At 74.4% G+C, this 25050-nt stretch carries 23 protein-coding genes and 4 pseudogenes; 14 read left to right on the top strand and 13 right to left on the bottom strand.

Translation table 11 applies throughout. The annotated features are described in order from the left end of the window. The first annotated feature begins 17 nt into the window (after nt 1-17). Entirely contained in the window at nt 18-257 is a 240-nt protein-coding gene (locus tag S1361_RS35250) for a hypothetical protein (protein WP_208035887.1), read from the top strand. Nucleotides 258-565: 308 nt separating this feature from the next. Here S1361_RS35250 and S1361_RS35245 read toward each other — a convergent pair whose 3' ends face one another. Next, a complete protein-coding gene (locus S1361_RS35245; RefSeq protein ID WP_208035886.1) occupies nt 566-1855 on the bottom strand; it encodes an ROK family transcriptional regulator in 1290 nt (429 codons plus the stop codon). A 225-nt stretch (nt 1856-2080) separates the two neighbouring features. Between S1361_RS35245 and S1361_RS35240 the strand changes: the two genes are divergently transcribed. The 4 genes from S1361_RS35240 (at nt 2081) to S1361_RS35225 (ending at nt 6436) form a co-directional block, all read left to right on the top strand. Then, the gene (locus S1361_RS35240) at nt 2081-2575 is read left to right on the top strand and encodes an FBP domain-containing protein (RefSeq protein ID WP_208035885.1); all 495 of its coding nucleotides are present in this window, start codon (nt 2081-2083) and stop codon (nt 2573-2575) included. Between the two features lie 79 nt (nt 2576-2654). Continuing rightward, nucleotides 2655-3908 (top strand): aromatic acid exporter family protein, encoded by a 1254-nt coding sequence (locus tag S1361_RS35235; protein WP_208035884.1) that lies wholly within the window; start codon nt 2655-2657, stop codon nt 3906-3908. A 46-nt stretch (nt 3909-3954) separates the two neighbouring features. Next, on the top strand, nt 3955-5091 hold the full coding sequence (locus tag S1361_RS35230; protein ID WP_208035883.1) for a hypothetical protein: 1137 nt from the start codon (nt 3955-3957) through the stop codon (nt 5089-5091). A gap of 109 nt (nt 5092-5200) precedes the next feature. Next, nucleotides 5201-6436 carry a lactonase family protein gene (locus tag S1361_RS35225; RefSeq protein ID WP_208035882.1) on the top strand — a complete coding sequence of 412 codons (1236 nt, stop codon included), beginning with the start codon at nt 5201-5203 and terminating at the stop codon, nt 6434-6436. On the opposite strand, the gene S1361_RS35220 is transcribed toward S1361_RS35225, so the two are convergent. Then, nucleotides 6404-7129 carry a DUF2470 domain-containing protein gene (locus S1361_RS35220; protein ID WP_208035881.1) on the bottom strand — a complete coding sequence of 242 codons (726 nt, stop codon included), beginning with the start codon at nt 7127-7129 and terminating at the stop codon, nt 6404-6406. The genes S1361_RS35225 and S1361_RS35220 overlap by 33 nt on opposite strands. A gap of 81 nt (nt 7130-7210) precedes the next feature. Next, on the bottom strand, nt 7211-7825 hold the full coding sequence (locus S1361_RS35215) for a TetR/AcrR family transcriptional regulator (protein ID WP_208035880.1): 615 nt from the start codon (nt 7823-7825) through the stop codon (nt 7211-7213). A gap of 121 nt (nt 7826-7946) precedes the next feature. Here S1361_RS35215 and S1361_RS35210 point away from each other — a divergent pair, with 121 nt between their 5' ends. Beyond that, nucleotides 7947-9527: a cytochrome P450 gene (locus S1361_RS35210; protein WP_208035879.1), complete on the top strand. Its 1581-nt coding sequence runs from the start codon at nt 7947-7949 to the stop codon at nt 9525-9527. Here the strand turns inward: S1361_RS35210 and S1361_RS35205 are convergent. The 6 genes and pseudogenes from S1361_RS35205 to S1361_RS35185 all read right to left on the bottom strand — a co-directional run. After that, nucleotides 9489-10346 (bottom strand): pentapeptide repeat-containing protein, encoded by an 858-nt coding sequence (locus S1361_RS35205; RefSeq protein ID WP_208036910.1) that lies wholly within the window; start codon nt 10344-10346, stop codon nt 9489-9491. The genes S1361_RS35210 and S1361_RS35205 overlap by 39 nt on opposite strands. Before the next feature lie 84 nt (nt 10347-10430). Beyond that, nucleotides 10431-10889 (bottom strand): annotated as a pseudogene (locus tag S1361_RS35200) (glycosyltransferase); the annotation flags it as partial. Further along, nucleotides 10886-11068, bottom strand: a pseudogene (locus S1361_RS40450) (MerR family transcriptional regulator); the annotation flags it as partial. The pseudogenes S1361_RS35200 and S1361_RS40450, both read right to left, overlap by 4 nt. Before the next feature lie 76 nt (nt 11069-11144). Continuing rightward, nucleotides 11145-11888 (bottom strand): PIG-L deacetylase family protein, encoded by a 744-nt coding sequence (locus tag S1361_RS35195; RefSeq protein ID WP_208035878.1) that lies wholly within the window; start codon nt 11886-11888, stop codon nt 11145-11147. A 62-nt stretch (nt 11889-11950) separates the two neighbouring features. Next, a complete protein-coding gene (locus tag S1361_RS35190; protein ID WP_208035877.1) occupies nt 11951-13252 on the bottom strand; it encodes an alpha/beta fold hydrolase in 1302 nt (433 codons plus the stop codon). Between the two features lie 128 nt (nt 13253-13380). After that, nucleotides 13381-13827, bottom strand: a pseudogene (locus S1361_RS35185) (substrate-binding domain-containing protein); the annotation flags it as partial. A gap of 7 nt (nt 13828-13834) precedes the next feature. Between S1361_RS35185 and S1361_RS35180 the strand changes: the two are divergent. From S1361_RS35180 to S1361_RS35160, 5 genes and pseudogenes are all read left to right on the top strand, one after another. Then, nucleotides 13835-14308, top strand: a pseudogene (locus S1361_RS35180) (FGGY-family carbohydrate kinase); the annotation flags it as partial. 73 nt (nt 14309-14381) lie between these two features. After that, nucleotides 14382-15137 carry a (Fe-S)-binding protein gene (locus tag S1361_RS35175; RefSeq protein WP_208035876.1) on the top strand — a complete coding sequence of 252 codons (756 nt, stop codon included), beginning with the start codon at nt 14382-14384 and terminating at the stop codon, nt 15135-15137. Continuing rightward, a complete protein-coding gene (locus S1361_RS35170) occupies nt 15134-16612 on the top strand; it encodes a LutB/LldF family L-lactate oxidation iron-sulfur protein (protein WP_208035875.1) in 1479 nt (492 codons plus the stop codon). Before S1361_RS35175 ends, S1361_RS35170 begins: the two co-directional genes overlap by 4 nt. Further along, complete coding sequence (locus S1361_RS35165; protein WP_208035874.1) at nt 16609-17265, top strand: LutC/YkgG family protein; 657 nt, start codon at nt 16609-16611, stop codon at nt 17263-17265. Before S1361_RS35170 ends, S1361_RS35165 begins: the two co-directional genes overlap by 4 nt. A 117-nt stretch (nt 17266-17382) precedes the next feature. Continuing rightward, nucleotides 17383-18537: a betaine/proline/choline family ABC transporter ATP-binding protein gene (locus S1361_RS35160; RefSeq protein WP_208035873.1), complete on the top strand. Its 1155-nt coding sequence runs from the start codon at nt 17383-17385 to the stop codon at nt 18535-18537. Nucleotides 18538-18543: 6 nt separating this feature from the next. On the opposite strand, the gene S1361_RS35155 is transcribed toward S1361_RS35160, so the two are convergent. The 3 genes from S1361_RS35155 to S1361_RS35145 are packed head-to-tail and all read right to left on the bottom strand — an operon-like array spanning nt 18544 to nt 20830. Further along, nucleotides 18544-19446: an ABC transporter substrate-binding protein gene (locus tag S1361_RS35155; protein ID WP_208036909.1), complete on the bottom strand. Its 903-nt coding sequence runs from the start codon at nt 19444-19446 to the stop codon at nt 18544-18546. 35 nt (nt 19447-19481) lie between these two features. Next, entirely contained in the window at nt 19482-20153 is a 672-nt protein-coding gene (locus S1361_RS35150; protein ID WP_208035872.1) for an ABC transporter permease, read from the bottom strand. After that, nucleotides 20150-20830: an ABC transporter permease gene (locus tag S1361_RS35145; RefSeq protein ID WP_208035871.1), complete on the bottom strand. Its 681-nt coding sequence runs from the start codon at nt 20828-20830 to the stop codon at nt 20150-20152. Before S1361_RS35145 ends, S1361_RS35150 begins: the two co-directional genes overlap by 4 nt. Before the next feature lie 221 nt (nt 20831-21051). Here S1361_RS35145 and S1361_RS35140 point away from each other — a divergent pair, with 221 nt between their 5' ends. From S1361_RS35140 to S1361_RS35130, 3 genes are all read left to right on the top strand, one after another. Next, nucleotides 21052-21909, top strand: a complete 858-nt coding sequence (locus S1361_RS35140; protein ID WP_208035870.1) for an AAA family ATPase — start codon at nt 21052-21054, stop codon at nt 21907-21909. Continuing rightward, nucleotides 21906-23258 (top strand): vWA domain-containing protein, encoded by a 1353-nt coding sequence (locus tag S1361_RS35135; protein ID WP_208035869.1) that lies wholly within the window; start codon nt 21906-21908, stop codon nt 23256-23258. The genes S1361_RS35140 and S1361_RS35135 overlap by 4 nt, the downstream gene beginning before the upstream one ends. Nucleotides 23259-23321: 63 nt before the next feature. After that, nucleotides 23322-24296: a pyridoxal-phosphate dependent enzyme gene (locus S1361_RS35130; RefSeq protein ID WP_208035868.1), complete on the top strand. Its 975-nt coding sequence runs from the start codon at nt 23322-23324 to the stop codon at nt 24294-24296. A 193-nt stretch (nt 24297-24489) separates the two neighbouring features. On the opposite strand, the gene S1361_RS35125 is transcribed toward S1361_RS35130, so the two are convergent. Then, a complete protein-coding gene (locus S1361_RS35125) occupies nt 24490-24846 on the bottom strand; it encodes a cupin domain-containing protein (RefSeq protein WP_208035867.1) in 357 nt (118 codons plus the stop codon). Between the last annotated feature and the right edge of the window lie 204 nt (nt 24847-25050).

The following is a 25050-nucleotide window of genomic DNA, read 5'->3' as shown; positions in this document are numbered from 1 at the left end:
GAGGAGCGGAGAACACCATGCCTGAGCAGCAGCGCCGGCCCGGCGCCGAGCAGCGGCCGGTCCCCCGGGACATGCCCGACCAGCAGGCCCGGCCGGACGAGGACCCCTGGGACGTCGCCCCGGGCCGCACGCAGGACGACGAGCCGGACGAGGCCTCCGTCCCGGACACGGACGAGGCCGGCACCGGCCCGAGCGGCGCCCCCCGCTCGGGCACGGTCCACCCGGAACACCCGGCGCCGCAGGAGCCGTCGGCCTGAGTCGTGCCGGGCAGGCGAGCATCCGGTTTCCCATGGGGGCCAGCCCCCCGCCGGGGGACGCCCGGTGTCAGGGCACAGGCCCGGAGCCGGGGCGGGCGATACCGGCCGGCCGTCGGCCTGCGCGCTCGAGGGCGGCCGGGTTGCGTATGTGCCGGTGGCCTGCGTCCCGCGGGGGCATGCCGGCTTCAGTCGGCGCACAGCCGGCAGCCGGGCGCGCCAGACGGGCGACCCGGGGCCGGCCGTCGGCCCATGCTCTCGCCGGTGGTCGGGCGTCGGCTCGCGCCTCGTGTCCCGCGGCCCCGGAGGGGTCAGTGGGGGGCGCGGTCCTTGAGGGCGGTGCTCCAGGCCGGAAGCCGTTCCTCGGGGGTTCGTTCGGGGCGGCGACCGCCGTCGGCGAAGAACTCGGCCAGGGGAAGGATCGCGGCGCCGACGGTGACCGCGTCCGGGCCGAGCCTGCCGAGTTCGATGGTCATCTTGTCGGCCGGGTGCCGCAGGGCGTACGTCGCCGCGTGCCGGCGTACGGCCGGCAGGAAGCGCGCGCCGAGCTGGAGCCCGGCCCAGCCGCCGATCAGGATCCGCTCGGGCTGGAAGAGGTTGATCAGGTCGGAGAGGCCGGCGCCGACGTACTCCGCGGTCTCCTCCAGGACGGCCAGCGCGACCGGGTCCGGCGCGGTGTCCCCGGCCGGGTACGCGGCGGCGAGCATCGCGGTGAGCGCGGTCTCCTCGTCGGTGTCCTCGGGCGGCCGGCCGCCCTCCTCACGCCAGCGGGCGAGCAGCGACTCGGCGCCCGCGTAGGCCTCCAGGCAGCCCGGCGCACCGCAGCGGCAGCGGCGCCCGCGCACCCGTACCGTCAGATGCCCCCACTCCACGGCCCGCCCGTTCTCCACCTCGGGCGTGACCAGGCAGGCTCCGACGCCGGAGCCGAAGAGCACGACGACGGCGTTGCGGGCGCCGCGCCCGGCGCCGAACCACATCTCGGCCTGGCCGAGGGTCTTGGCGCCGTTGTCGATGAAGTACGGCACCCCGTCGGGCAGCCCGGAGGCCGAGCGGAGCAGCCGCTCCAGCGGGACCGCGTCCCAGCCGATGGTCTGCCCGTGCACGACGGCGCCCCGGTCCGCGGTGTGTTCCACGATGCCGGGGACGCCGACGCCGACGCCGAGCAGGCGGTCGGGGGCGGCCTGTTCGGCGGCGAGGACCTCGGCGACACCGTCGCGGATGTGACCGGCGATGACCTCGACGTCGTAGCCCTGGGGGGCCAACGGGCGTTCGGCGCGGGCCAGTTCGGTGAGGGCCAGGTCGAACAGCTCGACCCGGACCCGGGTCTCGCCGACGTCGACGCCGATCATCTGACCGCTGTGCGGGGCGACCCGCAGCAGGGTGCGCGGCCGGCCGCCGTCGGAGTCGACGCTGCCGGCCTCCTCCACCAGTCCGTCGGCGATCAGATCCGCGACCACGTTGCTGACCGAGCCGGAGCTGAGCCCGGTGGCCGGCCCGAGCTCGAACCGGCTGAGCGGGCCGTCGAAGTAGAGCCGCTGGAGCACCGCCGTCCGGTTGCCCCGCCTCAGGTCGCGTACCGTGCGTCCGTTGCGCCCCGCCATGTGGCTCCCTTCACGAACCGTGCCCGACCTGCAACATACCCCTTCGGGCACCGGGACGCGAGATTCTCCCAACCCTTAGTTCACGCTGTGAGCTAAGCCGGGGACGGCGGAATCAAGAGCCCCACGGGAAATTCGTTGGCATCTACCTCATCTGGCTAACTAGGCTAGCGATCAGCCTAGAGGGTCTAGGTTCATCGGCACAGCCGGATACGGAAGGACTCCCCCATGAGACCGCTCACCGAGCAGGACATCCGTACCTCGTTCGTCAACTGCTCCAAGGGTGAGGCCAAACGCGTGGCGGTCCCGCGTGATCTCGGTGAACGCCCCTGGGACGACCTGGACTTCCTCGGCTGGCGGGATCCCGGCGCCCCGGACCGCAGCTATCTGGTCACCGAGCGGGACGGCCGACTCGTCGGCGTCGCCCTGCGCTTCCCGGCCGGCCGGCACGGTTTCCTGCACCGCAGCATGTGCTCGGTGTGCCTCACCACGCACCGGGGCAGCGGGGTGTCGCTGATGACCGCGCGCAAGGCGGGCGCGGCGGGCCGCGAGGGCAACTCGGTCGGGCTGTACATGTGCGCCGACCTGGCCTGTTCCCTGTACGTGCGCGGCAGGAGGACCCCGGAGTCCGGCGCCCGGTTCGAGGAGAGCCTGACGCTGGACGAGCAGATAGCCCGCGCCAGGGGCAACCTGGACGCATTCCTCGACAAGCTCTCGGCCTGAGCATCTGGCCTGAAGTAGACGGAAACAGTCCGCAAACAGCCACGTTCGACGCCCCCGAGGAACGGGAACAGGCCAAGGGATGCGCGACGTACGAGAGTGGAACACGGGACTGCGGCGTCTGGCGAAACGCCGCCGGGAGCCGGTGGTCGTCCAGACGCTGCGGTCGGCGGCGGCGGCGACGATCGCCTACGTGATCGCGCTCCGGCTGAGTCCGGAGCCCGCCCCCCTCACCGCGCCGCTGACCGCGCTGCTGGTCGTCCAGGTGACCTTCTACGCCACCCTGACCAACGGCATCCGCCGGGTGAACTCGGTGGTCGCCGGTGTCCTGGTCGCCATCGCGTTCAGTGTGCTGGTGGGCCTGACCTGGTGGAGCCTCGCGCTGCTGATCGTGGCCTCACTGGCCGTGGGGCACCTGGTGCGCGTCGACGAGTACGTGGCCGAGGTGGCGATCAGCGCCATGCTGGTGCTCGGGGTCACCACGGTCGGGTTCACGGCGTGGGCGCGGATCGTGGAGACGCTGATCGGCGCGGTCGTCGGCACCGCCTGCAACCTGCTGCTGCCGCCCCCGGTGTGGGTGGACGAGGCGGGCCGGTCGATCGAGGACCTCGCGCGGCGGGTGCGCCAGCTGATGCTGCGGATGGGTGAGGAGGCCGCGGGCCGCACCCCCTGGCAGCAGGCGGCCGAGCGGCTGCACGAAGCGCGCCGGCTGGACCACGACATCGTCCAGGTGGACGCGGCCCTGCGGCAGGCCGAGGACAGCCTGCGGCTCAATCCGAGGGTGAAGGAGGGGCTGCTGCACCGGGTGGTGCTGCGCACCGGTCTGGACACGCTGGAGATCTGCACGGTGGTGCTGCGGGTGCTGGCCCGTTCGTTCACGGACCTGGCCAAGGCCCGCGGGTCCGAGGAGCTGTTCCCGCCGCGGGTGGGGGCGACGGTGGAGCAGCTGCTGTCGGAGATCGCCGACGCCGTCGTGAGCTTCGCCGTGCTGGTGACCACCCATCTGAGCGAGAACGCCGAGTCGGCGGAGGAGCGGCTGAGTGCCGAACTGCGCACGGCGGCCGGCACCCGGGACCGGCTGGCCGAGCTGCTCCAGGAGGAGGTCCGCAAGGACTGGGCGCACTGGCAGTTGCTCGGGGCGGTCCTGACCGAGACGACCCGCATCATCGACGAGCTGCACACCGAGCACCGCGCCCGCCGCCTGCTGGAGGAGCTGGACCGGGTCTCGCGCGGGCAGCGGGCCAAGCTGCCCCGGCTGGCGTGGCTGCGCGACCGCCTCGGCGTGCAGGAGGAGCTGTGGCGGAACCGCGCGGGGTTCGGTGAGCGTTCTCGGTGAGGAAGCCGCCGGGGCAAGCCGGCGCGGGAGGCGAGGGAGCGGGCGGATGACGGGTGGCGGGGTCCGGATCGACGGGAACACGCTGCGGCTGCCCGGCGGGGTGGCGGTGCGGTTCGTCCGCACCCTGCGGCTGCCGGAGAGCGGCACGCATCCGCTGCCGCCGGGGCTGGGCGAGTTCCCGGTCCGGCGGGTGGCGGACTACGCCGACCGGGTGCCGGAGCCGATGCGGGCACGCGGCGGTGTGATGCTGCCGGTGTATCTGCGCGAGGCGATGTGGCTGAGTTTCACGGGTACGACGGAGCCGGCCGCGCTCCAGGTCGGCGTGGGGAAGGTGTGCGCGGTGTCCGGCGAGCCGTGGCGCGGCCGGCTGTCCCGGCGCCCGCAGAACTACGTGGTGCTGCCCCGCCAGCCCTGGCTGGACGGCATCAATTCCGGCAAGGGCACGGTCCGCCAGTTCGTGGCCGTACCGCTGGGGCTGGGCGCGACCGTGGAGGGGCAGGTCACCGGCGAGGAGGTGTGGGGCGGGGTCCAGCTCCAGTCGTTCCCGCTGAAGGAGGGCGCCCTCGCCGAGTGGCGGCGCCAGGAGCGGGAGCGCGAGCGGGCATTGCGGCCGGGCCCGGCGGGCCCGCTCGGCGGCTACGGCGCGACCGGCGGTTACGGCCCGGCCGGCGGCTTCGGCGCGGCCCTGCCCATGGCAGCGCCGGCCCCGGGCGGGCCGCCGCCCGCCGGTTCGACGCCGCCTCCGGCCGCCGCCGCTTTCGGCGCTCCCCCGCCCCCGGCCGCCGCTGCCCCGCAGCGCGCCGCGGCCATGGGGCTGGGTGTCGGCGGCTCGATGCGGCAGGAGGTCTACCGGGACGACCGGCCACTCGGCGACTGGTCCGAGGAGCCGGCCGGGCGGGTGTTCGTGCACCTGGTCACGCCCCCGGAGTGGCGCCGGATCACCGGCGAGGCGCCCCCGCCGTCGCCGGTCGACCGGGCGGCGTACACCCGCGCGGGCCTGCCCTGGTACGACTACTACGACGCGGACGCCGAGGATCTCGCCCCCACGGACACCCTGGAGACGGTCGAGCCGGTCGGTCAGTGGCTCGGGGACGACCTGGACCCGTGGCAGGCGCCGTCCGCCGGCCAGGTGACACCGCTGAAGGACGCGCCGGGCAAGCCGGTCGAGGACGGTCAGTGGTAGTCATCGCCGTCGCGTGCCGCGCAACGGCTGTTGCCGGACTTGCCCTTGCCGGTGGGCGCGGGCCAAGGTGGCTGTCACCAGCGGGGCGACCGACGACCTGAGGTGCGGCATGGACACGGAGGCACGGACGGCGGAAGAGGGACCTTCCCCGGCCCGGCGGGACGGCGAGCGCGGCGGCTGGACCAGACGCCGGTTCGTCGGGGCCGTGGCCGGCGCGGCGGCCGTCGTGGCGGTGCCGTCCCCGGCCGCCCCGCCGGCGCGCACCGAGGTCCCGCGGACCGTGCCGGACGCGGCGCCGCCGCCCCGCAGGCCGTCCGGACCCCGGCCGCTGTACGTGGGCACGTACACCTCGGTCGAGGGGGGCGGCACCGGCATCGGCCTGGCGTCGTACGACCCGCAGTCCGGGCAGATCACCGGGTCGGGCACGCTCACCGACGTCCCCGACCCGTCGTACCTCGCGGTACACCCGGACGGCCGCACGCTGTACGCGGTGGACGAGCGGCAGGACGGCGGGGTGACGGCCGTACGCCTCGCGGACCGGAAGGTCCTCGGCACCCGGAGCAGCGGCGGTGCCGCGCCCTGCCATCTGTCGGTGCATCCGACCGGGCGCTGGCTGCTGAGCGCCAACTACGGTTCGGGCAGTGTCGCCGTGCACCCGATCGACGCCTCCGGGGCCCTGGGCGAGCGCACCGACCTGGTCACGCACACTTCTCCCCCACCCGGTCCCGGCCAACAGGGCCCGCACGCCCACCAGTTCGTCACCAGCCCCGACGGGGGGCACGTCCTCGCCGTCGACCTGGGCACCGACACCGTGTACACCTACCGCCTCGACCCGGCCGAGGGCAGGCTCACCGAGGTGGCCCGGGCGCAGACCCGGCCCGGCGCGGGCCCGCGCCACCTGACCTTCCATCCGGGCGGCCGGTACGCCTATCTGGCCAACGAGGTGGACGACACCGTGGCCGTGTGCGCGTACGACCCACGGTCCGGCCGGCTGCGTGTGGGCGAGCCGCAGCCGACGGGGTCGGACGGCGGCACCAACTACCCGGCGCAGATCCTGGTGACGGCGAACGGCCGGTACGCCTTCCTCGCCAACCGGGGCCACAACAGCCTGGCCCGGTACGCCGTCGAGGCCGACGGGGCCCGGCTGCGGCTGCTCGGCACGGTGCCGGTGGGCGGGGACTTCCCGCGGCAGATCGCGTTCTCGCCGGACGGCCGGCTGCTGTTCGCGGCGAACCAGCGCTCCGGCACGGTCACCGTCTTCCGTGTCGACTCCGAACGCGGTGAACTCGGCCCGGCCGGCGAGCCGTTCGCGTCACCCGTCGCCGTCTGCGCGCTGCCGCTGTAGCGCGCGGGGGCAGCCGGCGGCAGCGGCCTGGGCCAGCAGGGCGTGCATGCGCTCGGTGAGCTGGGCGACGTCGTCGGCGGGCGCGTGGAACGGCAGCCGTACGTCGCCGTGGGCGCGGGTGCGTTCGATGCGCAGGGTCAGTCCGTGCCGGTCGACGGCGAGCGGCGCCACCCGCGTCGCCGCGTGCAGGCTCTCGGGCCGCACCAGGCGGGTGAGGCGCTCGACGGCGTCCGGGTGGGCGTCGGCGAGATGGGTGAGCAGCCGGGCCTCGGCGTCGGCGAGGGGGTCGGGGCGTGCGGCGGCGAACTCGTCCCGGTCGACCACCACCGCCCCGGCGGGCCGGCGCAGCACCACGCGGGTGGGTTGGAAGAGGAGGGTGCCCTCGGACGGGGCGAACCAGCCGGAGAGGAAGAGCCGGGCGCGGATGCGGTGGCGCACCGGTACGGGTGCCACGTCGGCGAACTCCAGCAGGGCGGAGGGCTCCTGGCGTGGGGCGCACAGGACCGCCCCGAACAGGGCGCTGTCGTCAGGCACCGTCAGCCGTACGGCGCCGTCCTCGGTGACGGTGTGCGCGCCGGCGTACTCCTCGCGCGCGCCGTCCGCGGTCACCGCGCACGACCACGCGGCGGCCAGCACCGAGCGGGCCCGTTCCGCCGCGCCGGGGGCGGCCGTCCAGTCCTGCGTGTCACCCATGAGACCTCCTTAGGTAAGCCTTGCCTAACCTATCGGAGATCGGGGTGCACGCCAACCAGGCCGCACCGTCGGGTGAAGTCGTCAGGAGTGCGCGAGAACGCCCAGCAGGGCACGGGCGCACAGGTCGCGCACCTGTTCCCGGCTGAACTCGCCCTCCCCGCGCAGCCATTCGAGACAGACGGCGGTGGTGAAGGCGAGCCAGCCGCGCACCGCGAGGCGCACCTGGGGGGCGGTCTCGACGACGGGCCCGAACTCGGGGTCGGCGGCGAGCGCGGCCAGGATCTGCTTCTCCTGGGCGGCCAGGGCCTGCCGGTAGACCCGGCGCACGGCCTGGTCGCCGGCCGCGTCGGCGCGGTGGAAGGCGCGGAAGCCGTGGGCGTGGGCCTCGACGTAGCCGAGGTAGGTGTCGAGGCCGGCGGTCAGCTGCTCGCGCACCGGCACCCCGGGCACCGCCGCCGTCATGCGCAGCATCCGCGCGCTCTCCCGCTCCACGACGGCGGCGAAGAACTCCCGCTTGGTCGGGAAGTAGTGGTACAGCAGCCCGCGCGAGACCCCGGCGATCTCGGCGACCTGCTCGATCCACACGTCGTCGTAGGGGCTCTCCGAGAACAGCTTCGCGCCGACCGACAGCAGCTGCTCACGGCGCTCCCCGGTGCTGAGTCTGCGCCGGGCGCGTTCCCCCTGGTTCGCGGGCATGACGTCACTTTACTTGACGTGGATTCAACAACAGGACGACACTGGAACCCGTTATTGAACCCACGTACAACACGCGCGCGTCACTGCTTCAAACCATCCGCTGATCAAGGGAGATCGCGTCATGGCGGAGACGACGGGGGCCACCGGGACCGGGCTGCCGAAGGGTTTCCGGGGCGCCGAGCAGGGCTGGCCCGGGCTGCACCGCATACCGCACCCGCCGCACCGGCTGCCGCTGCTCGGCGATGTGCTCGGCGCCGACCGGAGGCGGCCGGTGCAGGACTCGATGCGCTTCGCGCGCGAGCTCGGGCCGATCTTCCGGCGCCGGGCCTTCGGCAAGGAGTTCGTGTTCGTGTGGGGGGCGCGGCTGGCCGCCGACCTCGCCGACGAGTCCCGGTTCGCCAAGCACGTCGGACTGGGCGTCGCCAATCTGCGGCCGGTGGCCGGCGACGGCCTGTTCACCGCCTACAACGACGAGCCCAACTGGCAGCTGGCGCACGACGTCCTGGCTCCCGGGTTCGCACGGGAGGCCATGGAGGGCTACCACGGCATGATGCTCGCGGTCGCCGGGCGGCTGACCGACCACTGGGACCGCGAGCTGGCGGCCGGGCGCACGGTGGACGTGCCCGGCGACATGACCCGGCTGACCCTGGAGACGATCGCCCGGACCGGCTTCGGGCACGACTTCGGCTCCTTCGAGCGGGACCGCCCGCACCCCTTCGTCACGGCGATGGTCGGCACCCTCACCTACGCCCAGCGGCTGAACAGCGTGCCCGGGCCGCTCGCCCCGCTGCTGCTGCGCGCCGCCGCCCGGCGCAACGCGGCCGACATGGCGTACCTCGACCGCACCGTCGACGACCTGGTCGCCGCCCGGCGCCGGTCCGGTGGCGGCGAGGGGGACCTGCTGGACCGCATGCTGGCGACCGCGCACCCGGAGACCGGGGAGAAGCTGTCCGCGCAGAACGTCCGCAAGCAGGTGATCACATTCCTGGTCGCGGGCCACGAGACCACCTCGGGCGCCCTGTCCTTCGCCCTGCACTACCTCGCCCGGCACCCCGGGATCGCCGCCCGGGCCCGCGCCGAGGTGGACCGGGTCTGGGGCGACGCCCCGCGGCCCGGCTACGACCAGGTCGCCAAGCTGCGCTACGTGCGCCGGGTGCTGGACGAGTCGCTGCGGCTGTGGCCGACGGCGCCCGCCTTCGCCCGCGAGGCCCGGCAGGACACGGTCCTCGCCGGGGAGCATCCGATGCGCCGGGGCGCGTGGGCCCTGGTGCTGACGCCGATGCTGCACCGCGAGCCGGAGGTGTGGGGGGAGGACGCCGACGGGTTCGACCCGGACCGCTTCACCGCGGCGGCCGTGCGGGCCCGGCCACCGCACACCTTCAAGCCGTTCGGCACCGGCGCCCGGGCCTGCATCGGCCGCCAGTTCGCGCTGCACGAGGCGACCCTGGTCCTCGGCCTGCTGCTGCGCCGCTACGAGCTGCACGCCGACCCCGGCTACCGGCTCACCGTCACCGAACGCCTGACGCTGATGCCGGAGGGGCTGCGGCTGCGGCTGGAGCGCCGACCGCGGCTCACCGCAGACCCACAGGGGGCCGGACGGCCGGCCGACGGCGGAGCGGCGGACGAACCACGGCGTGGGCCGGCCGAGCCGTCGGAGCCCCTGTCAGCGGGCCGCTGTCCAGTGCACCGGGTGGGTGACTGAGGCCGGCAGCCGAGTACCCGCGCTGCCCCGGGCCGCGTTGACCTGCGGCTGGGTGAGGAAGAAAGCGCCGGTGAGGTCCGCGTCGGTCAGGTCGGTGTCGCGCAGGTCGGCACCGATCAGATCCGCGTCGCGCAGGTCGGCACCGGTGAGGTCGGCGGCTATCAGACAGGCGCCGCGCAGGCTTGCCCCGCGCAGGTCGGCGCCCCTGAGCCGGGCGCCGACGAGGTCCGCGCCCCGCCGGTCCCTGCCCCTGCCCTTCCCCTTGCCCCTGCCGTTGCCGCCGGCGCCGGCCCGGGCCAGCTCGCTGGTGCGCAGCAGGAGAACGTTGACCTCCTGCCGGTGCGCGGCCACGTCCAGCGCGGCCAGCTCCCCGGGGGTCTGCCGGGTGAGGTGCTCGGTCTTCTCCAGCGCCTGCCGCAGCTCGGGGTGGACGGGCCGGGCGGCGGGCAGGCCGAGTGCCTCGGTCAGGTACCACAGCAGCTCGTGCAGCTGCCGGACCACCGGGAACACGTCGAACATCCGGCGCGCGTGCTCCTTCGGTCCGGTACGCCAGTCCTGTCCGCCGAAGGTGACCTGCGAGACCTTCTGGCCGGCGCCGAAGCAGTCGTAGACCGTGCAGCCGGTGAAGCCCTTCTTCCGCAGGCCGGCATGGATCCCGCAGCGGTGGTCGCCCTGGAGGTTCGGGCAGGGCTTGCCCGCGGGCTTGTCCAGCGCGAAGTCGGCGGAGCGGGCGAAGGGCAGGGCGACGCAGCACAGCCCGAAGCACCGCGCGCAGTCGCCGCGCAGGTCGGTGGCGGGGTCGGCTATCTGATCCGGCATGAGGTTCAGCCTACTGACCTGCGGAAGCAGCCTGTCCCCCGCCGTCGGCCGCGTGCTCCGGACGGTCGGGCAGATGGCCCTGGCCTCCCCCGCCATGTGCCGGGCGGCCCGGGCGTACGCCGGCCGGCTCCTCACGAGGCCGAGCGCGGCGGCGAGCCGTTCGGCGCCGAGGGCGCGCAGCGGGACCGGGGCGGGGGCGGCACCGAGCGCGGCGAGCCGGGCGGCTCAGAACCGCTGGTCCGCGGTGACCGGCACGGCGACCGCGGTCGTGCCCGCCCCGGCGTGGTGCACGACGGCGGCCAGCCGCGGGGAGAGCAGGGCGTGCGGCACCTCGTCGGCGGTGAGCATGTCGTCCTCGTCGGCGGCGATCCGTGCCGCTCCCGCCTGGAGGATGCCCCGCAGCCCGGCGCGCCGCAGCGCCGCGACGGCGATCTCGCTCAGCCGCTCGCCCTCTCCCGTGGCCATACTCCCGAAGCCGACGAGGACGAGCCGGGGCCCCGCCTCCAGGCAGTCCTCCAGGCCGGCGGGCAGCCGCTCCTCGGGAAGCGCAGTTCGCGGTAGAAAGGGATCTGCCGGAGCCGGGCCAGGTCGGCGTCCCGTTAAGGCGGTAGCCGGTGGGGCTGCGTTCGCCGGGCGAGAGCAGCCCCGCCTTCGTCGTAGTGGTGCGGCGTCCGCACGGTCACTCCGGCGAACGCCGCGACCTGCCCCACCGAGTAGCCCATGCGCCTGCCCTTTCGTCCGGTCACAGCCTCGACCCTGACGTAAGGGGAGGGTCGACCCGGAGGGGCCCCGGACGCGCTACCGGCCGAACACCTCGAAGGCCACCGCCGGTATGCCGCCGAAGCGCCTGCCGGTGGCGGTGGTGGTCTCGGTGAGGAAGTCGCGGACGTACGCCTCGGGGTCCTGGTCGGTCAACGCCTCGACGTAGCTGCGGTGTTCGAGCAGCGAGCGCACCGCCCGTTCCAGGCCGGGCCTGGCGTCGACGGCGTGGGTGGGGTTGCTGGACCCGGCGACGGCCACCCGGCGGACGCCGTTCCAGGGTTCCAGGCCCTGCTCGGCGAGTTCCGGGAAGACCCAGCGGTTGCCGGCGTCGGCCGCGGCGTCCAGGGTGGCGCGGCCGACGGCGACGTGGTCGGGGGTGTTCCAGGCGACACCGCCCCAGGTGTCACGGTGGTTGAGGGTGACGAGGAGGTCGGGCCGGTGGCGGCGGATCGCGGCGGCGATGTCGCGGCGCAGCGCGACGCCGTACTCGATCACGCCGTCCCGGTGGTCGAGGAACTCCACGGTGCGGACGCCGACGACGGCGGCACCGGCCCGCTGCTCGCGTTCGCGCAGCGGGCCGCAGACGGCGGGGTCCAGGGTGGCGATGCCCGCCTCGCCGCGGGTGGCCAGCAGGTAGGTGACCTCCCGGCCGGCGTCGGTCCAGGCGGCGACCGCCGCTGAGCACCCGTATTCGAGGTCGTCCGGGTGGGCCACCACGGCGAGGGCTCGCTGCCAGTCGTCGGGCAGGGGCTGGAGCTGGGTGATCTTGGACTCCGTCATGGTGGGCAGACTATGCCGCCCCGTCCGGTGCGCAACCTCTTTACGGGGCGCGCCCCGTCGCGTCACGCCTCGTCGCGCACCAGCGCCAGCAGGCGGTCCAGGACGCGGGGCGCGCCCGCGCGCAGGCCGTCGTGCTCGTACTCGTTGGTGACCCAGGGGCGCAGGCCGCGGATCGCGGCGGCCGTCTCCAGGGAGTGCGCGGTGTCGACGTACATGTCGTCGTGGTACACGGCCGCGGTGACCGGGACCTCGTTCGCGGCCAGGCGTGCCGGGTCGTAGAGGGGCCGCCAGTCGGTGCGGGCGGCGAGCAGCCCGGCCGTCTCGCGCAGGGGGCGCAGGGCCGGGTCGGCGTCGAACATCCAGGGGTGGACCGTCTCGCCGGTGAAGAGCACCGGGCCGTCCCCGGTGAGCGCCTTGGCCGCGTCGAACTGCGGGAACTCGGCGCGGACGCGTTCGGCGGCCCAGGCGGTGGGGCGGGCGTCCTGGCCGTAGATCGCCTCGTGGACGAGGGCGTAGAGGGGGTGGCCGGCGTACGACAGGAGGGCCTGGGCCTGCTCCTGGAAGGCGTCGGACAGCTCCGGGCCGGCGGGGGTGCGGACGAAGGCGTCCTCCAGCAGGTGGTGCAGCCGGTGGCTGCCGTCTCCCGTGCCGAGCATCAGGCCGAGGGACTGGAAGGCCTCGACGGTGAAACGGTAGCCGTTCGGGAGGACCACGTCGTGGGTGAGGAGGTGGTCGGCGATCCGGCGGGCCCGCTCCACGTCCTGCGGGTAGCGGGCGTAGTGCGCGGTGACCTTGCGTTCGATGCGCGGGTAGGCGGCCCGGTACACGTCGTCGGCGTGGGCGTGCAGGGACGGCAGGCCGCCGGTGATGAGCGCGGTGTCGATGCCCTCCGGGGCGAGGGAGAGGTACGACACCGTGCAGAAGCCGCCGAAGCTCTGGCCGAGCACGGTCCACGGGGCGCCGCCGGTGACCTGGGGACGGACGGCCTCGCAGTCACGGACGATGGAGTCGGCGCGGAAGTGGGTGAGGTAGTCGGCCTGCGCGGCGGGACCGCCGCGCAGCGGCAGCGTCTGCCGGGTGGCGGGTGTGGAGCGGCCGGTGCCACGCTGGTCGAGCAGCAGGACGCGGTACTCCTTCAGGGCCCGGTCGAGCCAGGTCTGACGTCCGACGAAACGATTCGCTCCGAAGCCGGGGCCGCCCTGCAGATACACCAGCCAGGGCAGGTCCTGCCCGGCCTTGTCGCTCGCCACCGCCTCGCGGGCGTACAGCTCGATGGTCTCCCCGCCCGGGTCGGCGTGGTCGAGGGGCACGGTGAAGTGGCGGTCGGTGAGGACGACGCCGGGCTGGCGGTAGCTGAGGCTCAACGGGTCTCCTGGGACGGACGGGCTGGACGTGTCCCAGTTGAGCACACGAGGGGGCGGGGGCCGAGCCCCGGGATCATGGATCGTTACTGAACTTCCGGTCAGCACGGGGACCGGGCGCGTGACCCGGCTCAGCGCGCGGCGAGGCTGGAGCGGCGCACCACCGGCTCCGGCTGGAGCACCACCCGCCGGTGCTCGTGCGGCCGCTTGCGCCCGCCCTGCCCGGTCTCCTCCAGCAGCAGTTCGGCGGCGAGGGCCCCATGGTGACGGCGGGCTGCCGTACGGAGGTGAGGGGCACGGCGGCCGCGGCGGCGAACTCGATGTCGTCGTAGCCGGCGCTCGCGAGGTCGTCCGGGACGGTGACACCGGCCGCGTACACGGCCTGGAGGACCCCGAGGGCGAGCAGGTCGTTGGCGCAGAAGACGGCGGTGGGCCGGTCGGCGAGGCCGAGCAGCCGGGCGCCGGCGTCCCGGCCGGCGGCCGCGTCGAGCCGCTCGGTGGGCAGCTTCGCGCAGGGCGTCGGGGCCGAGCGTCGCCTCGGCGAGGGCGTTCAGCGCGCCGGTGCGGCGGTCGCGGACCACCGCACCGACGCTGCGCTCGGTGGTGGACGCCGGGGACGAGGCCTTCCTGGCGCCGGGGCGGATGCCGGAGCGGATCGCGCAGGCGTGCCGGGATGCGGGGCAGCCGGTCCCCGGGCCGCGGGACGAGATCACCCGGTGCGTCCTGGACTCCCTCGCCCTCGCCCACTGGCGGGCCGTGATGGACGCGCAGCCGCTGGCCGACCGTCCGGTGCCCGTCGTGTACCTGGTCGGCGGCGGCACCCGCAACGCGCTGTTGTGCCGGCTGACGGCCGACGCCTGCGGTCTGCCGGTGGTGGCCGGCGCGACCGAGGCCGCCGCCCCCGGCAACGCCCTCGGGCAGACTCGCGCGCAGGGACTCGTCGGCGACCTGGCCGACCTGCGCAGGCTGCTGTCCCGGACCCAGCCGCTCTCCCGGTACGCGCCCCGCGGCGACACCGGCCGGTGGCGGGCGGCCGAGGCCCGGCCCGGCCCGCGGTGAGCCGCGCTCTCCCCTCGGCGAGACCCGCCGACTACCCTGCAACTCGTCCGATGACCGTCACCGAGGAGCCGCGATGCGTGTCGCCCTGTTCCTGACCTGTGTCAACGACACGCTGTATCCGGACACCGGGCGTGCCGTGGTGAAGCTGCTGACCAGACTGGGTGTCGACGTCGACTTCCCGATGGGCCAGAGCTGCTGCGGGCAGGCGCACTACAACACCGGCTACCGCCATGAGGCCGAGCCGCTGGCCCGGCAGTTCTCCGATGTCTTCCGCGACTACGAGGCGATCGTGACGCCGTCCGGGTCGTGCGGGGCGATGGTGCGCGAGCTGTATCCGCGCCTGGGCGAGCGGGCCCGGGCCGAGGGCCGCGGGGACGCGCTGGCGCGGACGCTGGCGCCGGTGGTGCCGAAGACGTACGAGCTGACCGAGTTCCTTGTGGACGTGCTCGGGGTGACGGACGTCGGCGCCTACTACCCGCACAGGGTCACCTATCACCCGACCTGCCACGGGCTGCGCGGTCTGGGCCTGGGCGACCGGCCGCACCGGCTGCTCCGGGCCGTCAAGGGACTGGAACTGGTCGAGCTGCCCGGTGCCGAGGAGTGCTGCGGGTTCGGCGGCACGTTCGCGCTGAAGAATGCCGAGGTGTCAGCGGCGATGGGCGCGGACAAGGTACGCAACGCCGAGTCGACGGGCGCGGAGGTGCTGTGCGCGGCCGACAACTCCTGCCTGATGCACCTCGGCGGCACGATGAGCCGGCTGCGGACGGACCTGCGGCCGGTGCACATCGCGGAGATCCTGGCGAGCACGGAGGAGGAACCGGCGGTATGACCGGAACGTATCTCGGTATGCCGGCCTTCCCGAAGGCCGCGGCCGACGCCGTCCACAATCCCACCCTGCGCGGCAACCTGCGGCATGCCACCCACACCATCCGCGCCAAACGGGCCAAGGCGGTGGGCGAGTTGTCCGACTGGGCGGAGCTGCGCGAGGCGGGCAGGCGGATCAAGGACCACACCCTGCGCCATCTCGACCGGTATCTGCTGCAGTTGGAGGAGTCCGTCACGGCGGCGGGCGGTACGGTCCACTGGGCCGCCGACGCCGACGAGGCCAACCGGATCGTGGCCCGGCTGGTCAAGGAGACCGGTGAGTCGGAGGTCGTGAAGGTCAAGTCGATGGCCACGCAGGAGATCGGCCTCAACGAAGCCCTGGAGGCCGAGGGGATCCGCGCCTACGAGACCGATCTCGCCGAGCTGATCGTGCAGTTGTGCAAGGACCGCCCCTCGCACATCCTGGTCCCGGCGATCCACCGCAACCGGGGCGAGATCCGGGACATCTTCCGCGCCGAGATGGGTGAGTGGGGCCGCCCGACGCCGGAGGACCTGACGGACGCGCCCGCCGAACTCGCCGAGGCCGCCCGGCTGCACCTGCGGGAGAAGTTCCTGCGCGCGAAGGTCGGCATCTCCGGCGCCAACTTCATGGTCGCCGAGACCGGCACGCTGGTCGTGGTGGAGTCCGAGGGCAACGGCCGGATGTGCCTCACCCTGCCCGAGACCCTCATCTCCGTCGTCGGCATCGAGAAGGTGGTGCCCGCCTGGCGGGACCTGGAGGTCTTCCTCCAGACCCTCCCCCGGTCCTCCACCGCCGAGCGCATGAACCCGTACACCAGCATGTGGACGGGGACCACGGACGAGGACGGCCCGCGCACCTTCCACCTGGTCCTGCTGGACAACGGCCGTACGGACACGCTCGCCGACCGGGTCGGCCGCCAGGCCCTGCGCTGTATCCGCTGCTCCGCCTGCCTGAACGTGTGCCCGGTGTACGAGCGAGCCGGCGGACACGCCTACGGCTCGGTCTACCCGGGCCCCATCGGTGCCATCCTCAGCCCGCAACTGCGGGGCACGGCGAGCGAGATCGACGCCTCGCTGCCGTACGCGTCGAGCCTGTGCGGGGCCTGCTACGAGGTCTGCCCGGTCGCCATCGACATCCCCGAGGTGCTGGTGCACCTGCGCGAGCGGGTCGTGGAGGGCGGTCCGGCGGTACGGGAGGGAAACAGGGTGGTGCTCCGGCCGGCGAAGGGGCACGCGGCCGAGCGGGCGGCGATGCGGGCGGCGCGCTGGGCGTTCAGCCACCCGGGCGCCCTGCGCGCGGGCCAGCGGCTGGCCTCCCGGACCCGCCGGCTGCATCCCCGTACGCTGCCGGGCCCCGGCCGGGCCTGGAGCGGCACCCGGGACCTGCCGGCCGTGCCGCCGGAACCCTTCCGTGACTGGTGGCAGCGCACGCGCGGCGGAAAGGACGGCGCCAGGTGAACAGCAGGGAACGGGTCCTGGGCCGGGTGCGGCGCGCGCTCGCGGACGTGACACCGCAGGACCGGCCGTACGAGGAGGCGGTGCCCCGGGACTACCTGCGCGAGCACGGGGAGCTGACCGTCCGGCAGACGGTGGAGCTGCTGGCGGAGAACCTGGCGGACTACCGGGCGATCGTGCACCGCGCCGACGGCGAGGAGCTGCCGCTGCTGGTCACGCGGCTGCTGGCCGAGCGAGGCGCCCGGGAGGTGCTGGTCCCGCCGGGGCTGCCGCCGGAGTGGCTGCCGGCCGCCGGTCCCGTGCGGATCCACGACCGGGCGGCGGACACTCCCCAGCGGCTGGACCGGGTCGACAGCGTGGTGACGGGCTGCGCCGTGGCGATCGCCGAGACCGGCACCATCGTCCTGGACGGCTCACCGGACCAGGGCCGACGCCGTATCTCGCTCGTCCCGGACCACCACATCTGTGTCGTCCGCGTCCCGGAGCAGGTCGTCTCCTCCGTCCCGCAGGCCCTCGAACGCCTCGACCCCACACGCCCGTTGACCTGGATCTCCGGCCCGTCGGCCACCAGTGACATCGAACTCGACCGGGTGGAGGGCGTGCACGGCCCCCGCACCCTGGAGGTGATCCTGCTCGGCCGACCGCTTTCCGCCTGAGACGGTGCTCGCGGTGCCCGGGCGGTTGCGTGCTGACCGCCGGGCGGTGAACGCCGGTGTCCGCCGGTCGGGGCACGGCGGGATGAGGCCCGCGACACGCTGCCGTAGCGTGAGGGAATGATCCGGTTCGAGCAGGTCACCAAGCGGTATCCGGACGGCACGACGGCCGTGGACGACCTGTCCTTCGAGGTGTCCGAGGGGGAACTGGTCACGCTCGTGGGACCGTCCGGATGCGGCAAGACGACCACCATGATGATGGTGAACCGGCTCATCGAGCCGACCTCGGGCCGGATCCTCGTCGGCGGCGAGGACATCGCGACCGTCGACCCGGTGCGGCTGCGCCGCCGGATCGGCTACGTCATCCAGCAGGTGGGCCTCTTCCCGCACCGCACCGTCCTGGACAACACCGCGACCGTGCCCGCGCTGCTCGGCTGGAAGCGGGCGAAGGCGCGGGCCCGGGCGGCCGAGCTGCTGGACCTGGTGGGCCTCGATCCGAAGACGTACGGGCCGCGCTACCCGGCGCAGCTGTCCGGCGGGCAGCGGCAGCGGGTCGGCGTGGCGCGGGCGCTGGCCGCGGATCCGCCGGTGCTGCTGATGGACGAGCCGTTCGGCGCCGTCGACCCGGTGGTGCGCGAGCAGTTGCAGGACGAGTTCCTGCGCATGCAGGCCGCGGTGCGCAAGACGGTGCTGCTGGTCACGCACGACATCGAGGAGGCCGTCCGGCTCGGCGACCGTATCGCCGTGTACGGGCAGGGCCGCATCGAGCAGTTCGACACGCCGGGCGCGGTGCTTGGGGCGCCCGCGACGCCGTACGTCGCCGGTTTCGTCGGCGCCGACCGCGGGCTGAAACGGCTCTCGGTCACCACCATCGAACCGGACGACCTGGAGCAGCCGCCGGTGGCCCGCCTGGACGAGCCCGCCGGGCGGGCGCTGGAGCGGCTGCGGGCCCAGAGCGCCCGGTGGGCCGTGGTCCTGGACCAGGGCGGTGATCTGCACGGCTGGGTCGGCACCGGGGAACTGGTGGCGGGCGGCACGGTCGGGGAGCTGACCCACCGGATGACCGCGTGGGTGCCGGTCGGTGCCCCGCTGAAGCAGGCGTTCGGGGTGATGCTCCAGTACGACGCCGGGTGGGTCGCCGTGCTGGACGGGGCGCGGTTCCTCGGCGTGCTGACCCCGGCCAAGCTGCACGAGGCACTGCGCCGCTCGGTCGACGCGGACGCGCGCGGAGTGACGCGCGGGCAGGTGCCGTTCGACTCGGTGGCGGACGCCTGAGGCGGGCTATCCCAGCAGGCCCTTGTCCTTGAGATAGGTGCGGGCCACGTCGGCCGGGAGCCGGCGCCAGCTGTCGACCTGCTGGTTCATGGCGGCCAGGTCGCCGGTGGTGAGGACGGCGTTGAGCCGGTCGAGTGCCTTCGCCACACCGGGGCCGCCCGCGCGGGAGCGGTTGACGACCGGGACGACGTAGTCGGCGTTCTGCAGCCGCTTGTCGTCGGCGAGCAGGACCAGGCCGAAGGAGCCGAGGGTGGCGTCGGTGGTGGTGGTCAGCACCATCTGGTCCCGGCCGGTCTGCACGGCCCGCTTGGCCTGGGTGGTGCCCACCCCCTTGGGATCGATGCCGGTGATGTCGATGCCGTACACCTTGCGCAGGCCCGGCGCGCAGTACGGCCGCTGGACGCACTCGTCGCCCGCCGCCAGCCGTACCCTCAGCCCGGAGGCGCCGAGGTCGCTGAGGGTCCTGAGGCGGTGCCGGCGGGCGTAGGCGGCGGTCACCGCGAAGGCGTTCTGGTCGACGGCCCGGCCCGGCGGGAGGACGGTGAGCCCGCGGGGTGCGGCGAGGCCGCGCAGTGCCCGCATCGTGGCGGCGAGGTCGGGCGAGCCGGCCGGGGGCGCGCCGGCGCCGTGGGTCTTGGCGTTCAGCCAGTCGGCGAAGGTGGCCGCGTACTCGGGCACGACGTCGATCTGCCCGGACTCCAGAGCCGGTTCGTACAGTTCCCGGTTGGCGACCGTGAGGACGGACGTCCGGTAGCCGGCCCGGTTCAGCAACTGGGCGTACAGCTGGGCGAGCAGGTCGCTCTCGGTGAAGCCGGCCGAGCCGACGGTCAGGTGGCGGCTGTCGCCGGGCGGTGCGGTGACCTGCCCGCGGTGCTCCAGGGCCGGGCCCGTGGCGCAGGCACCCAGCATGAGCAGCGCGCACGCGGCGGGTGCCGCACGCCCCCTCACCGGCCGCCCCGGGCCCACACCGGCGCCAGCCGCTCGACGGCCTCGAAGACCCCCTCGACGAGGAGGGCGAACCCGGCGACGAGCAGGGCGCCCGCGACCACCTGCGGGGTGCTGGCCAGATTGAACCCGGCCGTGATGATCCGGCCGAGGCCGCCGCCGCCCGCGAGCGCGGCGATGGTGGCGGTGGCCACGAGCTGGACGGCGGCGATCCGCACCCCGTTCAGCACCAGGGGGAACGAAAGGGGCAGTTCCACGTGAAACAGTACCTGCCGACCGGTCATCCCCATCCCCCGGGCGGCCTGGACCACACTCCGGTCGACCTCGCGCATGCCGACGTACGCGTTGGTGAGCAGCGGCGGCACGGCGAACAGCACCAGGGCGACCACCGTCGGGCCCTCGCTCCACCTGCCGACCGGGGTCAGGAGCAGCAGCACCAGGACGGCGAAGGTGGGCACGGCCCGGCCGACGTTGGAGATGTTCACGGCGAGGGCCCCGCCCCTGCCGAGGTGGCCGAGGACGAGGGCGACGGGCAGTGCGATCAGACAGCTCAGCAGCAGGCAGACGACGGTGAGCACGAGGTGCTGGAGCAGCCGGTGCCGGATGCCGTCGTCGCCCGGCCAGTGCGCGGGGTCGGTGAGCCACTCCCAGGCGGCGGCGAGGGTGTTCACGCGCGGGCCGCCCGCGTCCAGGGCGTGATCAGCCGCTGCACGCCCAGCAGGAGCAGGTCGGCGGCGACGGCGATGAGCACGCACAGCACGGAGGCGGTGAGCACCTGGGCCTTGAAGTAGGTGTTCATGCCCGCGTAGATGAGGTTGCCGAGGCCGCCGAAGCCGACGATCGCGCCGACCGTGACCAGGGAGACCGCCGAGACGGTGGCGATGCGCAGGCCGGCCATCGCGGTGGGCAGGGCGAGGGGCAGCTCGACGGCGAGGAGCAGGCGGACCGGACCGTAGCCGAGGCCGAGCGCGGCCTGCCGGATCTCCTCCGGTACCGCGCGCAGTCCGGCGAGGATGTTGCGGACGAGCAGCGTGAGCGAGTACAGCACCAGCCCGGCGACGACCAGGGTGGCCGAGAGGCCGTACAGGGGCAGGAGCAGGGAGAACATGGCCAGCGACGGGATGGTGTAGAGGACCGTCGTGACGGCGAGGACCGGGCCGGCCGCCCAGCGCCGGCGGCGGGCCAGTACCGCCAGCGGCAGGGCGACGAGCAGGCCGGTCAGGACGGACAGGAAGGTCAGCTGGAGGTGCTGGACGACCGCGTCGAGCAGGATCTGCCGGCGGGTGCTCAGATAGGCGCCGCAGATCCACTCGTTGCGCGCGAGGCAGTCGTCCGGGGGCGCGGTCACGGCTCCATTGGACCGGGCGGCCCAGGGCGTCGGCGCGCCGGGCTGGCCCGTCCGGGGGAGGCGGCCCGCCGCACTCCGGCCGCGTCCGGCGGGGCGGTCGCCGCCGCGGGCGAGCCCGTCGGCCGGGTTCACACCCATGGCGCCGGAGCTGAACAAGCGCTTAGATAGGGCTCGGCCGCTGTTTCTCCAGGAGCCCGCTCCCCGACCCGCCGGAGGCCCCGTTGTTCACGTCCGTCGACGACGTCTCCGCCCGCCTGGCCGAGACCGGATACCTCGCCTCGCCCGCCGTCGCCACGACCGTCTTCCTCGCCGCCCGGCTGGGCAAGCCGCTGCTGGTCGAGGGCCCGGCCGGGGTCGGCAAGACCGAACTGGCCAAGGCCGTCGCCCAGGTGACCGCGGCCCGGCTGGTCCGGCTCCAGTGCTACGAGGGCGTGGACGAGTCCCGGGCCCTGTACGAGTGGAACCACGCCAAGCAGCTGCTGCGCATCAGCGCGGGCCGCGACGAGAGCTGGGACGAGACCCGCACCGACATCTTCAGCGAGGAGTTCCTCCTGCCCCGCCCGCTGCTCACCGCCATCCGCGGTGACGAGCCGACGGTGCTGCTCATCGACGAGACCGACAAGGCCGACGTCGAGATGGAGGGGCTGCTGCTGGAGGTGCTGAGCGACTTCCAGGTCACCGTCCCGGAGCTGGGCACGGTCACCGCGACCCGCCGCCCGTTCGTCGTCCTCACCTCCAACGCCGGCCGCGAGCTGTCCGAGGCCCTGCGCCGCCGCTGCCTGTTCCTGCACATCGGCTTCCCTGAGGAGGAGCTGGAGCGGCGGATCGTACGGCTGAAGGTGCCGGGCCTCGGCGAGGCGCTGACCGAGTCGGTGGTCCGGGTCGTCGGGACGCTGCGCGCGATGGACCTGCGCAAGGTGCCCTCCGTCGCCGAGACCATCGACTGGGCGCGCACCCTGCTGGCCCTGGGCGCCGGCACCCTGGACGAGACCGTCGTACGGGACACCCTCGGCGTGATCCTCAAGCACCAGGACGACATCCAGAAGGCGGCGGCCAAGCTCGACCTGGACGCGCTGTGACCGGCGTCGCCGACCGGATCACGGGTCTCGCCGGGGCGCTGCGCGCGCACGGGGTGCGGATCGGCACCGGGGAGACCGTGGACGCGGCCCGCGCCGTGGAGGCCCTGGGCCTCGCGGACCGGGAGCTCCTGCGCGAGGGGCTGGCGGCCACTTTGCTGCACGGTCCGGGCCAACGAGCCCTGTTCGACTCGGTCTTCGACCTGTACTTCCCGCGCGGGGTCGGCGGCCCGGACGGTGCTCCCCCGGACCGCGACACCCTGCGCGACCGGCTCACGGAGGCGCTGGCCGCCGACGACCGGGCGCAGCTGGCCCGGTTGGCGGTGGAAGCCGTGGACGGCCTGGGCGGCTACGGGAGTTCGGCGGGCTCGGACGGCTGGTCGGCGTACCAGACCCTGGACCGGCTGCGCCCGCAGACCCTGCTGGCCCGGGTGCGGTCCGAGGTGCGGGGCCGCGGCGGGAGCGGCGCCGGATTCGCGGACCGGCTGCTGGACGACGAGATCCGGCGGCGTATCGAGGAGTTCCGGCGGATGGTCGGGGCGGAGGCACGGCGCCGGGTCGCGGAGCGGCGCGGGCGGGACGAGATCGCACGGCGGGGCGTCAGGCCGACCGCCGACCGGGTCGACTTCCTGTTCGCCGACCGGGACCAACTCGCCGAACTGCGCAGGACCGTCCAGCCGCTGGCGCGCAAGCTGGCCACCCGGCTCGCCGCGCGCCGCCGCCGGGCCGCGCGCGGCACGATCGACCTGCGCCGCACGCTGCGCTCCTCGCTGTCCACGGGCGGCGTGCCGATGCGACCGGTGCTGCGCCGGCGCCGCCCGGTCCGCCCCGAACTGGTGCTGCTGTGCGACGTGTCCGGCTCGGTGTCCGGCTTCTCGGACTTCACCATGCTCCTCGTGCAGGCCCTGCACGACCAGTTCGGCAAGGTGCGCGTGTTCGCCTTCGTCAACCGGCTCGACGAGGTCACCGGCCTGCTCGGCCACGGCCGCGCCGACCCCGACGGGCTGAGCGCCCGGATCCGCGCCGAGGCCGTGCTCACCGGCTGGCACGGCAGCAGCGACTACGGCATGGCGCTGGGCGAGTTCGCCGAGCGGTACGGCGGTGCGGTCGGCCCGCGGACGACCGTGTTCGTCCTCGGAGACGCCCGGACGAACATGAGCGACCCCAATCTCCCCGCCGTACGCGAGGTGGCCGGGAGGGCCCGGCGCGTCTACTGGCTGAACCCCGAGCCCCGCGACCGCTGGGGCACCGGCGACTCGGCCGCGCCCGCCTACGCCGATCTGGTCGAGATGCACGAGTGCCGCACGGCCCGGCAGCTGAGCGGGCTCATCGCGGGGCTGCTGCCGGTGTGACGCCGGAGGCCGGTCCGTGATCCACTGGGCCCCTCGCCGGACCCGACCCGAGGACGCGTCGCCATGACTCACCCGCACGTGCCGCTGGGCACCTTCCCCACCCCGCTGGAACCGGCGCCCCGGCTGGCCGCCGCGCTGGGGCTCGGCCCGGACGACCTGTGGGTGAAACGGGACGACCTGACCGGTCTCGGCGGCGGCGGGAACAAGATCCGCAAGCTGGAGTGGACGCTGGGCGCGGCCCTCGCCGACGGCGCGGACACGCTGGTGACCACCGGCGCCCCGCAGAGCAACCACGCCCGGCTGACCGCCGCCGCGGGCGCCCGGCTCGGCCTGGCGGTCGTCCTCGTGCTGCGCGGCTCCCCGGGCGCCTCCCACTCCGGCAACCTGGCCCTCGACGGCCTCTTCGGGGCCCGGCTCGCCTGGGCCGGCCAGGTGGACCAGGCCGGGCTGGACGCGGCGGCGGCCGAGGTCTGCGCGCGCCTGCGGGCCGGCGGTGCCCGTCCGGCGCTGGTCCCGTTCGGCGGTTCCAGCGTCCTGGGCGCCCGCGGCTATCTGCGCTGCGGCGCGGAACTGCGCGAGCAACTGCCGGACCTGCGCACGGCGGTGGTGGCGCTCGGCTCGGGCGGGACGATGGCCGGGCTGGTCGCGGCCCTGGGCAGCGGGGCCGTCCTGGGCATCGACGTGGGCGCGCTGGCCGACCCGGCTGCGGCGGTGGTCGAGTTCGCCGCACCGCTCACTTCGGAGAAGGTCTCGCCGGAGGGGCTGCGGATCCGCCGGGACCAGGTGGGCGCCGGGTACGCGGTGCTGACCGGCCCGGTACGCGACGCGCTCCGGCTGGCCGCCCGGACCGAGGGCCTGCCCCTCGACCCCGTCTACACGGGCCGGGCCCTGGCCGGCCTGCAGGCCGCGATCACCGACGGCACCGTCCGCCCCGGTGAGAAGACGGTCCTCCTCCACACCGGTGGCCTCCCGGGCCTGTTCGGCCACCCGGACGCCGTGGGGTTCGCGGAGGAGGGGGCGGGGGTTTTCGACCGGTGAGGGGTGGACACCGGCGGGGTCCGCGACCCGTGAAGGGCGGACACTGCGGAGACTTGCGGCCCATGAAGGGCGGACATCCGCCGCGGACACACCACCGGGCCGCCCTCTGACAGTCCCCCCGCACAGACCGCCGGGCCGCACGCGGTGCGGCCCGGTGGCAGGAACAGGCGGACGGATACCGATCGATGGGCGGCTAGCCCTTCGCGTACTCGTTCGCCATCGTCCCGGCGAAGTCCAGGACGACGACCTGCTCGTCACCGACCACCCAGGCGTCGTGGCCGGGCGGGCAGACGAAGACGTCGCCCGGACCGACCTCGCCCTCGCCGCCGTCGTCCATGCGGATGTGCATCCGTCCCTGCACCACATACCCGTTGTGGTGGACCATGCAGCTCTCCGTGCCCGCGATCGACGCCACGGACTCCGACCAGCGCCATCCCGGTTCGAACGTGCCCACTGCGAAGTCGAGCCCGGTCAGGTGGAGGGCTTCGAGGTGACCGCGGGGGAAGTCGCGCCGTTCGTCAGGCTTCTCGACCGTCTTCACTTCCAGCATGACGGTGTCCTCCCTTCCGGCCGCTGACCGCGGCCGGGGCCGGTCTCCGTCCCCGGCGACCTCCGACGGCACCGGTGCTGCGGCGGCGGCCGTACCCCACGCCACCATCGTCGGCCCCGCAACCCGGCCCCGCCATCCAGCGACGCGGAACAACGATGTCAGGTCCGGACCGCGTCCGCACCGGCCCCGTACCGGAGCGAGCGG

The organism is Streptomyces cyanogenus, from assembly GCF_017526105.1.
Lineage (GTDB): Bacteria > Actinomycetota > Actinomycetes > Streptomycetales > Streptomycetaceae > Streptomyces > Streptomyces cyanogenus.
Note: the sequence above shows the minus strand (reverse complement) of the source record. Positions and strands in the feature narration are given on the sequence as shown.

What these genes read in the sequence shown, in the direction of transcription:
- S1361_RS35250 (WP_208035887.1), top strand. Translation starts at nt 18, where the DNA reads ATGCCTGAGCAGCAGCGCCGGCCCGGCGCCGAGCAGCGGCCGGTCCCC.
- S1361_RS35245 (WP_208035886.1), bottom strand. Translation starts at nt 1,855, where the DNA reads ATGGCGGGGCGCAACGGACGCACGGTACGCGACCTGAGGCGGGGCAAC.
- S1361_RS35240 (WP_208035885.1), top strand. Translation starts at nt 2,081, where the DNA reads ATGAGACCGCTCACCGAGCAGGACATCCGTACCTCGTTCGTCAACTGC.
- S1361_RS35235 (WP_208035884.1), top strand. Translation starts at nt 2,655, where the DNA reads ATGCGCGACGTACGAGAGTGGAACACGGGACTGCGGCGTCTGGCGAAA.
- S1361_RS35230 (WP_208035883.1), top strand. Translation starts at nt 3,955, where the DNA reads ATGACGGGTGGCGGGGTCCGGATCGACGGGAACACGCTGCGGCTGCCC.
- S1361_RS35225 (WP_208035882.1), top strand. Translation starts at nt 5,201, where the DNA reads ATGGACACGGAGGCACGGACGGCGGAAGAGGGACCTTCCCCGGCCCGG.
- S1361_RS35220 (WP_208035881.1), bottom strand. Translation starts at nt 7,129, where the DNA reads ATGGGTGACACGCAGGACTGGACGGCCGCCCCCGGCGCGGCGGAACGG.
- S1361_RS35215 (WP_208035880.1), bottom strand. Translation starts at nt 7,825, where the DNA reads ATGCCCGCGAACCAGGGGGAACGCGCCCGGCGCAGACTCAGCACCGGG.
- S1361_RS35210 (WP_208035879.1), top strand. Translation starts at nt 7,947, where the DNA reads ATGGCGGAGACGACGGGGGCCACCGGGACCGGGCTGCCGAAGGGTTTC.
- S1361_RS35205 (WP_208036910.1), bottom strand. Translation starts at nt 10,346, where the DNA reads ATGCCGGATCAGATAGCCGACCCCGCCACCGACCTGCGCGGCGACTGC.
- S1361_RS35195 (WP_208035878.1), bottom strand. Translation starts at nt 11,888, where the DNA reads ATGACGGAGTCCAAGATCACCCAGCTCCAGCCCCTGCCCGACGACTGG.
- S1361_RS35175 (WP_208035876.1), top strand. Translation starts at nt 14,382, where the DNA reads ATGCGTGTCGCCCTGTTCCTGACCTGTGTCAACGACACGCTGTATCCG.
- S1361_RS35170 (WP_208035875.1), top strand. Translation starts at nt 15,134, where the DNA reads ATGACCGGAACGTATCTCGGTATGCCGGCCTTCCCGAAGGCCGCGGCC.
- S1361_RS35160 (WP_208035873.1), top strand. Translation starts at nt 17,383, where the DNA reads ATGATCCGGTTCGAGCAGGTCACCAAGCGGTATCCGGACGGCACGACG.
- S1361_RS35155 (WP_208036909.1), bottom strand. Translation starts at nt 19,446, where the DNA reads ATGCTGGGTGCCTGCGCCACGGGCCCGGCCCTGGAGCACCGCGGGCAG.
- S1361_RS35130 (WP_208035868.1), top strand. Translation starts at nt 23,322, where the DNA reads ATGACTCACCCGCACGTGCCGCTGGGCACCTTCCCCACCCCGCTGGAA.
- S1361_RS35125 (WP_208035867.1), bottom strand. Translation starts at nt 24,846, where the DNA reads ATGCTGGAAGTGAAGACGGTCGAGAAGCCTGACGAACGGCGCGACTTC.